General features: G+C 69.0%; 10 protein-coding genes. 2 read left to right on the forward strand and 8 right to left on the reverse strand.

Features of this window, described 5'->3' with window-relative positions; all coding sequences use genetic code 11:
• The first annotated feature begins 135 nt into the window (after window positions 1-135).
• A complete protein-coding gene (locus tag BLR95_RS13240; RefSeq protein WP_092621068.1) occupies window positions 136-1,434 on the forward strand; it encodes a nucleotide sugar dehydrogenase in 1,299 nt (432 codons plus the stop codon).
• A 405-nt stretch (window positions 1,435-1,839) separates the two neighbouring features.
• Here the strand turns inward: BLR95_RS13240 and lspA are convergent, their stop codons facing one another.
• From lspA to BLR95_RS13260, 4 genes are all read right to left on the reverse strand, one after another.
• Window positions 1,840-2,328, reverse strand: a complete 489-nt coding sequence (gene lspA / locus BLR95_RS13245) for a signal peptidase II (RefSeq protein WP_092621071.1) — start codon at window positions 2,326-2,328, stop codon at window positions 1,840-1,842.
• Window positions 2,325-5,156, reverse strand: coding sequence for an isoleucine--tRNA ligase (gene ileS, locus BLR95_RS13250; protein WP_092621074.1), 2,832 nt, complete (start codon window positions 5,154-5,156; stop codon window positions 2,325-2,327). The genes lspA and ileS overlap by 4 nt, the downstream gene beginning before the upstream one ends.
• 45 nt (window positions 5,157-5,201) lie before the next feature.
• On the reverse strand, window positions 5,202-6,137 hold the full coding sequence (locus tag BLR95_RS13255; protein ID WP_092621077.1) for a bifunctional riboflavin kinase/FAD synthetase: 936 nt from the start codon (window positions 6,135-6,137) through the stop codon (window positions 5,202-5,204).
• 219 nt (window positions 6,138-6,356) lie between these two features.
• A complete protein-coding gene (locus BLR95_RS13260; RefSeq protein WP_092621080.1) occupies window positions 6,357-6,788 on the reverse strand; it encodes a MaoC family dehydratase in 432 nt (143 codons plus the stop codon).
• 213 nt (window positions 6,789-7,001) lie between these two features.
• Here BLR95_RS13260 and BLR95_RS13265 point away from each other — a divergent pair, with 213 nt between their 5' ends.
• Entirely contained in the window at window positions 7,002-7,499 is a 498-nt protein-coding gene (locus BLR95_RS13265; protein WP_092621083.1) for a ferritin-like domain-containing protein, read from the forward strand.
• A gap of 3 nt (window positions 7,500-7,502) precedes the next feature.
• Here the strand turns inward: BLR95_RS13265 and BLR95_RS13270 are convergent, their stop codons facing one another.
• The 4 genes from BLR95_RS13270 to BLR95_RS16150 form a co-directional block, all read right to left on the reverse strand.
• The gene (locus BLR95_RS13270) at window positions 7,503-8,126 is read right to left on the reverse strand and encodes a cytochrome c (protein ID WP_092621086.1); all 624 of its coding nucleotides are present in this window, start codon (window positions 8,124-8,126) and stop codon (window positions 7,503-7,505) included.
• Window positions 8,127-8,207: 81 nt separating this feature from the next.
• Complete coding sequence (locus BLR95_RS13275) at window positions 8,208-8,426, reverse strand: hypothetical protein (RefSeq protein ID WP_092621089.1); 219 nt, start codon at window positions 8,424-8,426, stop codon at window positions 8,208-8,210.
• A 15-nt stretch (window positions 8,427-8,441) separates the two neighbouring features.
• Window positions 8,442-11,069 carry a ferrous iron transport protein B gene (gene feoB / locus BLR95_RS13280; protein WP_092621092.1) on the reverse strand — a complete coding sequence of 876 codons (2,628 nt, stop codon included), beginning with the start codon at window positions 11,067-11,069 and terminating at the stop codon, window positions 8,442-8,444.
• Window positions 11,062-11,478 (reverse strand): FeoA family protein, encoded by a 417-nt coding sequence (locus BLR95_RS16150; RefSeq protein WP_245689527.1) that lies wholly within the window; start codon window positions 11,476-11,478, stop codon window positions 11,062-11,064. The genes feoB and BLR95_RS16150 overlap by 8 nt, the downstream gene beginning before the upstream one ends.
• Window positions 11,479-11,855: the final 377 nt, after the last annotated feature.

The following is an 11,855-nucleotide window of genomic DNA, read 5'->3' on the forward strand; positions in this document are numbered from 1 at the left end:
GTAGCCAAACCTGGGTGGCCAAACCTAGGCGGCACGGGACCAGCCGGCAAGCCCGCGCCGCCGATTGCCTAAGCCGCGCCAAGCCGATAAACAGGTCCCACCCCGCGCCCGGAGCGCCGCCTTGAGAGGAGCCCCATGACCACGCCCCGTTCCGTCTCGGTGATCGGCCTTGGCTACGTCGGCCTGCCGGTGGCGGTGGCCTTCGGGCGCACCGGCGCCCCAGGTATCGAGCCGGTGGTCGCGTTCGACATCGACCCGCGCCGCATCGCCGAGCTGGAAGCCGGCCATGACCGCACCGGCGAGGTGAGCGACGCCGACCTCGCCGCCACCGCCCTCACCCTGACCACCGATCCCCTGAGCCTGAAGGCGGCCGATTTCCACATCGTCACCGTGCCCACGCCAATCGATGGCGCCCGCCTGCCCGACCTCTCGCCCCTGAAGGCGGCCAGCCGGACGGTCGGCGCCATCCTCAAGCCGGGCGACATCGTGGTCTACGAATCGACCGTCTACCCGGGCGCCACCGAGGACGTCTGCGTGCCCATCCTGGAAGCCGCCAGCGGCCTCAAGCTGGGCCAGGACTTCGCCGTCGGCTACAGCCCCGAGCGCATCAACCCCGGCGACACCCGCCACCGACTGGCCACCATCGCCAAGGTGGTCTCGGCCTCCGACCCAGAAACCCTTCAGGTGGTCGCCGACACCTACCGCCGGGTGATCGAGGCCGACATCCACCAGGCCCCCTCGATCAAGGTGGCCGAGGCCGCCAAGGTGATCGAAAACACCCAGCGCGACCTCAACATCGCCCTGATGAACGAACTGGCCCTGATCTTCGAGCGCCTCGGCATCGATACCGGCGACGTGCTGGCCGCCGCCGGCACCAAATGGAACTTCCTGCCCTTCACCCCCGGGCTGGTCGGCGGCCACTGCATCGGCGTCGATCCCTACTACCTGACCCACCGCGCCCAGCAGGTGGGCTACCACCCGGAAGTGATCCTCGCCGGACGGCGCATCAACGACGGCATGGGCGCCTTCGTGGCCCGCCAGATCATCACCCGACTGCTGCAAAACGGCGCCGGACCCCGCCCCCGGGTCAGCGTGCTCGGCCTCACCTTCAAGGAAGACGTGCCCGACATCCGCAACACCCGGGTGGTCGACATCATCGCCGAACTCACCACCTTCGGCATCGAGGTCAACGTCGCCGACCCGCTGGCCGACCCCCAGCAGGTGAAGGACGAGTACAACCTCACCCTGACCCCCCTCGACGACCTCCCCCAGGCCGACGCCATCGTCCTCGCCGTCGGCCACCACCCCTTCCGCGAGATGGGCTGGAACGGCATCACAAGACTGCTCAAGAACCACCAAGGCATCGTCGCCGACGTGAAACACACCCTGCCCCGGGAAACCACACCTCCCGGCGTGACACTCTGGCGGCTGTAAAGAGCGACGACAGCGGGCGCCGCGGATCGTCGGGGGCCTTGCCCCCGAACCCCCACCGGGGGGACCGGGTCCCCCCGGACCCCGCCATTTCGTTGGTGCGTGAACGCCACGCCTTTGAGGGGAACGCCCCTGGTTGTTGGTTGCAGGCCAGCTTCGCTGGCCTGCCTGAACCCAACCACAGCAGGGCACGGCGAACGCCACGGATCGGCGGCCCAAATCGCTTGTTGTTTTCGCAGGCCGGCGAAGCCGGCCTGCAACCAACCCCAATCAGCGTTCAACGATACCGCAGCGTTCCACACCAACGAATTGGCGGGGGTCCGGGGGACCGCCTTCGGTCCCCCGGTGGGGGTTCGGGGGCAAAGCCCCCGTTTTGAAAGCGTGGGGGTTTGGGGGCAAAGCCCCCGTTCACCCCTTGCGCGCGGGGAACAGCGAGTCCCAGACCAGCAGCACCGCACCGATGGTGATTGCCGAGTCGGCGACGTTGAAGGCGGGCCAGTGGTAACCCATGGCGTGGACATCCAGGAAGTCGGCCACGGCGCCGAAGCGGATGCGGTCGATGGCGTTGCCGATGGCGCCGCCGATGATCAGCGACAGGGCGAGGCGCAGGCGTTTGCCGTCGGCCCGGGCCAGCCACAGCATCAGGCCGCCGGCGATGCCCAGCGACAGGCCGGTGAGCAGCCAGGGCCCGGCGCCGGTGAACAGCGAGAAGCTGACCCCGGTGTTCCAGGCCATGACCAGATTGAAGAACGGCGTCACCTCGATGATGCGCGGCGGCACCATGACCAGCGAGACCATGACCCACTTGGTGAGCTGATCCAAAAGCAGGACCAGGGCGGCCGGGACCAGCCCGCGCCCCAGGCGGGTCAGCGGTTGGGCCAGGGCGGGCAGCCTCATGCCTCGGCCCGGCTCACCGGCGGGTTGTCGATGGCCTCGGCGCAGCGGCCGCAGACCCCGGGGTGGTGGTGGCTGCCGACATCGGGCAGCACCTTCCAGCAGCGGGCGCATTTGGTGCCCTCGGCGAGGGCGGGCACGACGCCGACCCCGGGCACGTCATCGAGGGTGAAGGCGCCTTCGGGGACCGCGCCCTCGATCACCGTGACGGCCGAGGTGATGGCCAGCTCGGCCAGATCGAGGCCCTCCAGGGCTTCCATGTGGGCCCCGGTGACGTAGACCAAGGGGGCGGCCTGGAGGCTGGCCCCGATGCGCTTCTCGGCCCGTTCCACCTCCAGCGCCCCGGTGACCACGCGGCGGATGTCGCGCACCGTGCGCCATTTGGCGCCCAGCCTGTCGTCGCGCCAGGTGGCGGGGATGTCGGGGAACAGTTCCAGGTGGATGCTTTCGGCCTCGGGGTGGCGGGCCAGCCACGCTTCCTCGGCGGTGAAGCAGAGGAACGGCGCCAGCCAGCGGGTCAGGCACTGGTAGAGGTGGTCGAGCACGGTGCGGCAGGCCCGCCGGCGCGGCGAGTCGGCGGCGTCGCAGTACAGGGCGTCCTTGCGCAGGTCCAGGTAGACCGCCGACAGGTCGACGGTCAGGAACTGGTTGAGCTCGAAGAACAGGCCGTGGAAGGCGAAGTCGTTGCAGGCGGTGCGCAGGTGGGCATCCAGCTCGGCCAGCCGGTGCAACACCCAGCGCTCCGGCTCGGGCATGTCGGCGGGCTCGGCGACGGCTTCGGTGGCCGCATCGAAGCCGGCCAGGGCGCCCAGCAGGAAGCGCAGGGTGTTGCGCATCCGGCGGTACATCTCGGCCATCTGCTTGAGGATCTCGGGGCCGATGCGAAGGTCGCCCGCGTAGTCCGAGGCGACCACCCACAGGCGCAGGATGTCGGCCCCGTACTGGTCCACCACCTCCTGGGGGCTGACCACGTTGCCCAGCGATTTCGACATCTTGCGGCCCTGCTCGTCGAGCACGAAGCCGTGGGTGAGCACCGCCTTGTAGGGGGCCCGGCCACGGGTGCCGCAGCTTTCCAGCAGCGAGGTGTGGAACCAGCCCCGGTGCTGGTCCGAACCTTCGAGATAAAGGTCGGCCGGCCACGCCAGATCGTCGCGCGCCTCCAGCACGAAGGCGTGGGTCGAGCCCGAATCGAACCACACCTCGACGATGTCGCGGGTCGGCTCCCACTGGTCGGGGTCGTGATCGTTGCCCAGGAAGCGGCACGGATCGGCGGCGAACCAGGCGTCGGAGGTTTCCTGCTCGAAGGCCTGGGCGATGCGCTCGAAGACCTCGGGGTCCTTCAGCACCTCGCCGGTCTGGCGGTTGACGAACAGGGGCAGCGGCACCCCCCAGGCGCGCTGACGGCTGACGCACCAGTCGGGGCGCTGCTCGATCATGGCGCGGATGCGGTTGCGTCCCCGCGCCGGCACCCAGCGGGTTTCGTCGATGGCGGCCAGGGCCTTGTCGCGCAGGTCGTCCGTCTCCATGGAGATGAACCACTGCGGGGTGTTGCGGAAGATCAGCGGCGCCTTGGAGCGCCACGAGTGCGGATAGCTGTGGGTCAGCTTGCCGTGGGCCAGAAGGGCGCCGGCCTCGGTCATCGCCTCGAGGATTTTCGGCGCCACCTTGAAGACATGCTGGCCGGCGAACATCGGCACATGGTCGAAGTAGAGGCCGTCGCCGGCCACCGTGTCGGGCGGCACCATGCCGTGGGCCCGGCCCAGCCAGTAGTCTTCCTCGCCGTGGCCCGGGGCGATGTGGACGAAGCCGGTGCCGGCCTCGGTGGTGACGTGCTCGCCGGCCAGCAGCGGCACCTCGAAGTCGTAGCCCTTGCCGTGCCAGGGGTGGTGGCAGACGGTGCCGGCCAGGGCACTGCCGGGCAGGCGGGCGCATTCCTCGTGGGCGGTGACGCCGGCGGTTTTCAGCGTCTCGTCCAGCAGCTCGGCGGCGACGCAGAAGCGCTCGCCCTTGCGGGCCAGACTGTCCTCGGCGGTGGCGGTGACGCGGACCACCACGTACTCGAAGTCCTGGCCATAGGCGATGGCGCGGTTGCCGGGCATGGTCCACGGCGTGGTCGTCCAGATGACGATGCTGCCGCCTTCCAGGGCCGCCTCGCGGGTGTGGACCACCGGGAAGCGGACCCAGATGGTGGTCGAGGTATGGTCGGCGTATTCCACCTCGGCGTCGGCCAGGGCGGTCTTTTCGACCACGCTCCACATCACCGGCTTGGCGCCCCGGTAGAGCGCCCCGCTGGTGGCGAAGTGGGCCAACTCGCGGACGATCTGGGCCTCGGCCTTGGGGGCCATGGTGGTGTAGGGCTGCCGCCAGTCGCCGATCACGCCCAGGCGCTGGAATTCCTCGGCCTGCACGCCGATCCAGTGTTCGGCGAAGTCGCGGCACTCGCGGCGGAAGTCGTTGATCGGGATGTCGTCCTTGTTGTGCCCCTTGGCCCGGTACTGCTCCTCGATCTTCCATTCGATGGGCAGGCCGTGGCAGTCCCAGCCCGGCACGTAGTTGGAATCCTTGCCCAGCATCTGCTGGCTGCGGCTGATCACGTCCTTCAGGATCTTGTTCAGGGCGTGGCCGATGTGCAGGTGACCGTTGGCGTAGGGCGGGCCGTCGTGAAGGATGAACTTCTCGCGCCCCTGGCCGGCCTCGCGCTGGCGGCGATAAAGGTCGATCCCGGCCCAGCGCTCGAGAATCCCCGGCTCCTTCTTCGGCAGGCCGGCGCGCATGGGAAAGTCGGTGCGCGGCAGGAAGACGGTGCTTTTGTAGTCGGGCGTCTCGGACATGGTGCGGGGCCGGTTCGGTCTGAAGGCGGGATGAAAAGGGGTGGCTCAGGCCAGGAGGCGGCGGGCCGCCGTCACATCCTCGGCGATCTGCGCCTTGAGGGCATCGAGGCCGGGGAAGGCCAGTTCGGGCCTGAGGAAGGCGATCAGCGCCACCCGCAGGTGCTGATGGTACAAATCGCCGGTGAAGTCAAACAAATGGGCCTCGAGCAGCGGGTCGCCATCGTCGAAGGTGGGGCGTTTGCCGAGGTTGGCCACCCCGCGATGCCACACCGTCTCCACCCCCCGGTCGACCCCGGCGCGGATGGCATAGACCCCGAGTCTGGGCCTCAGGTACTCGCCCAGCTTCAGGTTGGCGGTGGGGAAGCCCAGGTCGCGCCCCCGGGCGGCGCCGGGCTCGACCCGGCCCTCCACCTCCCAGGGGCGGCCGAGCAGGGCGGCGGCCTGGTCCGGGCGGCCCTGGCGCAGATGCTCGCGGACCCGGGTCGAGGAGACCACCTCGCCCTCGCCGCACAGGGTCGGCGGCACGGCGGTCACGGTGAAGCCGTGGCGTTCGCCGGCCGCCGTCAGATAGGCCACGTCGCCCTCGCGGCCATGCCCGAAGACGTAGTCGGTGCCCACCACCACGTGGGCGATGCCCAGCCGGCGGGCCAGGATGTCGCGGCAGAAGTCCTCGGCGCTCAGGCTGGCGAAGGCGGGGTCGAAGTGCTGGGCGTAGAGGTAGTCGATGCCCATCGCCTCCAACAGGCGCACCTTGATGCGCAAGGGGGTCAGCCGGAAGGGCGGCAGGTCGGGCTTGAAGACGGCGCGCGGGTGGGGCTCGAAGGTCATCACGGCGGCCGGGCGACCCTCGGCGCGGGCCCGGGCCAGGGCGGCCCCGACCACCGACTGGTGGCCCAGGTGCAGGCCGTCAAAGTTGCCCAGGGCGATGACCCCGCCGCGAACATCGGAAGAGACCTCGTCGGGGTGGCGGAACAGATGCATGCGGGAAGGGACTTCGTTCGGGGGCTTATGGGAAGGGCCACGCATACCCCGCCGAGCCCCCCCAGGCAACCGCCGACGGCGGGCAGCCGGCCTGGAGCCGCGAGCGAAAAACAGGAACCACTTGGTGGTTGCCGATTTTTCGCTCTCGGCTCGACACCCGAAATCGAGAGCGGATCGGGCGCATGGCTGGCGCCGATCCCGGGCCTCCGGGGCGGCGGTTCAGCCGCGCGCCGGGACCATGATGGTGGCGCTGCCGTCGAGCACCGTCTTGTCGCCCACCGTGCACCAGGTGCGGAACTTGACGAACTTCTTCTCGGGCACCGTCTCGGTCACCTCGACGTGGGCGTTGACCGTGTCGCCGGCCCTGACCGGGGCCTTGAAACGCAGCTCCTGGCCGATGTAGATGCAGCCCGGCCCGGGCATCCTGGTGCCGAACACGGCGGAGATCAGCGCCGCCGAGAGCATGCCATGGGCGATGCGTCCCTTGAACATGGTCTGGCTGGCGAACTCCTCGTTCAGGTGCACCGGGTTGGTGTCGCACGAGATGCCGGCGAAGAGCAGGATGTCGGCCTCGGAAATGGTCTTGCCGAGGCTGGCGGTCATGCCCGGTTGCAGGTCCTCGAACGCGTAGGCGGCGGTCTCGGCGGTCATGGCTCTTGAAAAACCTCCGTCACGGGGGATGCGGATTGCGGCGGGTGGATATCCTTGAAGAGGTGGAGATCGACAAATCAACTCAACCATTAAACTGTAAAGCAAATCGACCAACCCCGTAAAGCACCGCCCCGGGTTGATTTCCCCAGCCGTTCAGTGGTCTATAGGAGGCTGTGCAACCGACCTCGACCGTGGAACACAAAGGAGCCCCCGATGTACGAGAAGAGCATCGCCCTGCTGAACGAAGCGGTGGCCGACGAGTTGACCGCCATCCACCAGTACATGTACTTCCACTTCCATTGCGACGATCAGGGGTTGGACCTGCTGGCCGGCATGTTCCGGCGCACCGCGATCGAGGAAATGATGCACGTCGAGCGCCTCGCCGAGCGCATCCTGTTCCTCAAGGGGGACGTGGTGATGAAGGCCAACCAGGAGGTCAAGTCGATCAACGAGCCGGACCAGATGCTGGCCATGACCGCCGAGCTCGAGGAGCGGGCGATCAAGATGTACAACCGTCTGGCCAGCCAGGCCCGCGAGGTCGAGGACTCCAACACCCGCAAGCTGTTCGAGGACCTGGTGTCGGAAGAGGAAGGCCACTACGACCAGTTCGACAACGAGGTCGAGAACCTCTCCAAGTACGGCCAGCAGTACCTGGCCCTGCAGTCCATCGACCGCATGCGCGGCAACATGGGCGGCGGCGGCGGCGCCTGAGCCTTACTTCAGCCGATAGACGGCATGACAGGACCGGCAGGCGGTGGTGACCTCGGCCAACGAGTCGAGCATCGCCGCCGGGTCGCCGGCCCGCGCCGCCTCGGCCAGATTGTCGGCGGCGTCGTGCAGGGCAAAGCCCATGGCCCGCATCTCGGCCGGCAGATGGCGCCCCGGGCCCATGCCCTGGCCACCGCCGATGACGCGGGCGACGCGGGCCCGCTCGGCCTCGCTCAGGTGGTCGCGCATGCGCTGCTGCAAGACCTCGGGCTGGCCTGCCTGATCGGTGCGGGCCAGACTGCCCGGCCCCACCCCGGCCTCGGCCAGCCGGTGCTTGAGGGCGATCACCTCGGCCAGCGGCATGCCGTCGTCGAGCAGGCGCTGCCACAGATGATGGCCGAAGGACAGGCGCACCTCGGCGACCTCTTCCAGGGTCACCAGATCGCCCGCCGCCAGGGCCTGCACGGCGTCGTCCAGGCCGGCCAGATGATCGCGCATCTCGGCCCGCAGTTGCTCGGCCACCTTGGGCGGCAGGTCGACCACCTGCCGGGGGTCGTCATCCGCCGCCAGCGACGGGCCCGCCACCAGCACCCCACCAGCCATCACCAAGACCAGCATCCGTCGCCGCATGGGTCCCTCTCCCTTGATCGCGTCGCCTCACCGTAGTGTGGACCCAACGACGGCCGGCGCCAAGGGGGAACCGGGCCCCCCTCAGTGCGCGGCGGAGCACCCCTGCTTGCTGCCGCAACTGGCGCAGGCCGGTCCCTTCTTGCCGCGCCGGGCGAAGTAGGTGCGCCACAGGAAGACCATGGCCAGCAGTGCCGCCAGCCCGACGACGGCGATCTCCCAGCCGGCCATGCCCGACTCGTGGCTCAAGTCGACCGCCGGGGTGGTGGTGGCGGTGGTGGTTTCGTTGACGGTCTCATTCATCGGGAACGCGCCTCCTCATTCAGCGGGCGGACTGGCGGCGGGCGGACTGGCGTAGGCAGGCCGGGACAGGCCGCGCCCGAAGGGCGGCTTGAACAACCCGACCAGGATCAGCAGGGCCAGGGCACCCAGGTAGATCGCGGTGAACATCTGAAGCCCGGTCAGCTCCAGTGCCGTGCCGACGCTGTAGACCAGACTGGCCACCCCCAGCCCGAGGAAGGTCGGGAAGATGATGGAGAAGGTCATCCAGCGGTAGGAGTTGGTCTGCACCCGGACCATGATGGTGGTGGCCAGACAGGGCGGATACAGCGCGAAGAACAGCATGATGGCGACCGCCGTCAGGGCGGTGTAGCCGGCCGCCTTCTGCTCGCTGCCCATGCGCTCTTCCAGGGTCAGGTTCTCGCCCTGCTCCTGTTCGAACAACACGCCCAGGGTGGCCACGCTGCTTTCGCGGGCGGCGAACGAGCTGAGCAGGGCGACGTTGATCTTCCAGTCGAAGTTGGCGAACTGGGTGATGGGCTCCAGGCCGCGCCCGATCTGCCCCAGGAAGCTGTTGACGATGCGCTGGTCCTTCATTTCCCGGCGCAGGGTCTTCTGGGTGTTGGACAGATCCTTCAAGGCCCGGGCGGCGTCGCGGGCGTCGCGGTCGCGGCTGATCTTGAGGAAGGGGAAGAACTGTGGGTGGGCTTCCTCGAAACGGGCGTCCACCGCCTGCGAGGCACTGCCCCCGCCCGAGTTCAGCTTGGCCGCCTTGTAGGCGGTGTAGACGTTGAGCAGGCTGACCAGGGTTTCCTGGTCGGACACCCGCTCGGCCAGCGGGTTGCCCTCCATGGCCTGGAAGAACTCGCCGATGGCGGCCTCGCCGCGGGCCTGGAAGCCGGCCTGCTGGGCCGGGGTCAGGCCGGGGAACTGAAGCAGCACATAGACCACGGCGGCCACCGCCACCACCACCGTGCCGACCTTCTTCACGTACAGCCAGGTGCGGTCGACCGAGCGGCGCAGCACGCCGGTAATGGTCGGCAGGTGATAGTGCGGCAGCTCCATGACGAAGGGCGCCGTCTCCTTGTTGCGCAGCACCGAGACGGTCAAAAGCTTGGCGACCAGCAGGGCGGCGATCACCGTGATGGTCGACAGGTAGAACAGGATCAGCCCCTTGTTCTCGGGGAAGTAGATGTTGATGAGCAGGGTGTAGAGCGGCACCTTGGCCAGACAGTTCATGAACGGCACGGTCAGGATGGTGGCCAGCCGGGCCCGCTGGTCGGGGATGCCCTTGGTCGCCATCACCCCGGGCACCGCGCAGCCGCCCGCGAACACCCCGGCCAGGATGAAGGGCAAGGTCGATTGGCCGTGCAGCCCGAAGCGGTGCAGGATGCGGTCCAGGATAAAGGCGATGCGGGCCATGTAGCCGCTGTCTTCGAGGATCGCGATCAAGGCGAACAGGATCAGGAAGATGGGCACGTAGTTGAGCAGGGTGTTGGCCGAATCGACCATCCACAGGCCCAGCGAGCGAACCTGCGGATCGACCAGGAAGCCGGCCTCGGGCAGCCAGTCGGCGGCCAGATTGCGCAACCCGGCGAGGATCGGCCAGGTGACCTTGGTCAGCTCGTAGCCCTGAACGATGGACAACTCGTAGATCGCCCACACCACCAGGACCAGGAACAGCGGGGCCAGCCAGCGGTTGAGCAGGAAGCGGTCGACCCGCTCGGAAATCGGCACCCGGCCCCGGCTGCCATCGGTGACACAGGTGGCCAGGATGTCGCCGGCCAGATGGTCGCGCGCCGCCACCATGTGGTCGCCGGTGGACAGCCTCGCCTTCTCCTCGAAGGCCTGACGGGCCTGGGTGGCCTGATCGAGCAGCCCGTGGGGATTGCTCAGGCACTTGGCCAGCAGGCGCCCGGCCTCGGCGTCGCCCTCGATCAGCTTGGTGGCCAGCCAGCGCGGTGACACCGCCTGGGCGACCGCCGGCAGCTCGGACAGGCGGGCCTGCAAGTCACTCACCGCCGCTTCCAGCTCGCCGTAATTGAGGGTGGCCAGGGTCGGCCGGTCGGCCTGGGCCACCTCGGCGATGGCCGCCTTCAACTGGTCGATGCCCACCCCCCGGCGCCCGACGCAGCCGACCACCGGCACGCCCAGCCGGGCCGACAGGGTCTTCAGGTCAATGGCCAGGCCGCGCCGCTCGGCGACGTCCATCATGTTCAGGGCGACGACCACCCGATAGCCCATTTCCAGCAACTGGAAGGTCAGGTACAGGCCGCGCCGGATGTTGGTGGCGTCCAGCACGTTGACCACCACGTCCGGCTGGGCGTCGAGCAGGAACTCGCGGGCCACCCGCTCTTCCAGCGAAAAGGAGGTCAGGCTGTAGGTGCCCGGCAGATCGACCACCTCGGCGGCCCGGCCGCCGATGTGGGCCCGGCCGCTCTTCTTGTCGACCGTCACCCCGGGATAGTTGGCGATGTGCTGGTGCACCCCGGTCAGGGCGTTGAACAGCGTCGACTTGCCGGCATTCTGCTGGCCGGCCAGAGCAACCAGCAGCGGCGCGGCGCCCTCCGCCGCCGTCCCGGAGGCGGGCGTCGCGGAATCGGCCGTCGGGGCAGAGGAGGGGGCGGAAGGGGGAACCGCCGTGGAAGAAGCCTCGGACTCAGACATGAACCACCTCGATGCGGGCCGCCTCGGCCCGGCGCAGGGTCAGGAAGGTATCGCCGATGCGCACCTCGATGGGATCGCGCAGCGGGGCGGAACGGATGACGGCGATTTCCGCCCCCGGCACCAGCCCCATGTCGAGCAGCCGCTGGCGGATCGGTCCCCGCCCATGCAGACCGCGAATGCGCACCGAGGTGCCGGGCTTCTGGTCATCCAACGACATGCCGTGGAAGTGCGGCCCGGCACCATCGGCCCGTGGCCGGCCCGCCCCGGGTCCGTGGTGTCCCTGGCCATGCCCCGGTTGGCCGTGGGCCACCCCCGCCCCGTCACCGGCCGCCGCGCGCCGCCGGAACCGGCGCCGCAGGCGGGCCCGCCAACTCATCTTGTTGCCCATCCAGTCGCTCGTGTCCTGCATCGTCGTGGTCTCACCCCGGTTACGTCGCGGGCCCGAAAAAGGGTCGGGCGCCCCAAAACGCGGCCGGGGAGTGTCCGGCGGGACCGTCTCGATCCCGCCGCAACACCCCCCCTCTAGCACGATCTCCGGCAAACCGGGATCGCCTTGTTATTGGTGGCGCGCCTTACGGCGCGCCGATGTTGTTGGCGACGCGCCTCACGGCGCGCCGGTTACAGGTCGTAGGCGCGGATCCACAGGACGGCGTCCTGCGACAGTTCCTTGCCCTCGTGCTCGGTGTCGGGACCGCTGCCCAGGGCGGCGAAGCCCCAGAAGCCGGCCTTGGGAATGCCGAAGGTGAATTCGCCGTCGGCATCGGTGATGGCGACCAGGGTGCCCCC

Origin of the sequence: Roseospirillum parvum (assembly GCF_900100455.1) — a bacterium.
Lineage (GTDB): Bacteria > Pseudomonadota > Alphaproteobacteria > Rhodospirillales > Rhodospirillaceae > Roseospirillum > Roseospirillum parvum.

What these genes read in the sequence shown, in the direction of transcription:
- BLR95_RS13260 (WP_092621080.1), bottom strand. Translation starts at nt 6,788, where the DNA reads ATGACCGCCGAGACCGCCGCCTACGCGTTCGAGGACCTGCAACCGGGC.
- ileS (WP_092621074.1), bottom strand. Translation starts at nt 5,156, where the DNA reads ATGTCCGAGACGCCCGACTACAAAAGCACCGTCTTCCTGCCGCGCACC.
- BLR95_RS13240 (WP_092621068.1), top strand. Translation starts at nt 136, where the DNA reads ATGACCACGCCCCGTTCCGTCTCGGTGATCGGCCTTGGCTACGTCGGC.
- BLR95_RS13255 (WP_092621077.1), bottom strand. Translation starts at nt 6,137, where the DNA reads ATGCATCTGTTCCGCCACCCCGACGAGGTCTCTTCCGATGTTCGCGGC.
- BLR95_RS13275 (WP_092621089.1), bottom strand. Translation starts at nt 8,426, where the DNA reads ATGAATGAGACCGTCAACGAAACCACCACCGCCACCACCACCCCGGCG.
- feoB (WP_092621092.1), bottom strand. Translation starts at nt 11,069, where the DNA reads ATGTCTGAGTCCGAGGCTTCTTCCACGGCGGTTCCCCCTTCCGCCCCC.
- BLR95_RS13270 (WP_092621086.1), bottom strand. Translation starts at nt 8,126, where the DNA reads ATGCGGCGACGGATGCTGGTCTTGGTGATGGCTGGTGGGGTGCTGGTG.
- BLR95_RS16150 (WP_245689527.1), bottom strand. Translation starts at nt 11,478, where the DNA reads ATGCAGGACACGAGCGACTGGATGGGCAACAAGATGAGTTGGCGGGCC.
- lspA (WP_092621071.1), bottom strand. Translation starts at nt 2,328, where the DNA reads ATGAGGCTGCCCGCCCTGGCCCAACCGCTGACCCGCCTGGGGCGCGGG.
- BLR95_RS13265 (WP_092621083.1), top strand. Translation starts at nt 7,002, where the DNA reads ATGTACGAGAAGAGCATCGCCCTGCTGAACGAAGCGGTGGCCGACGAG.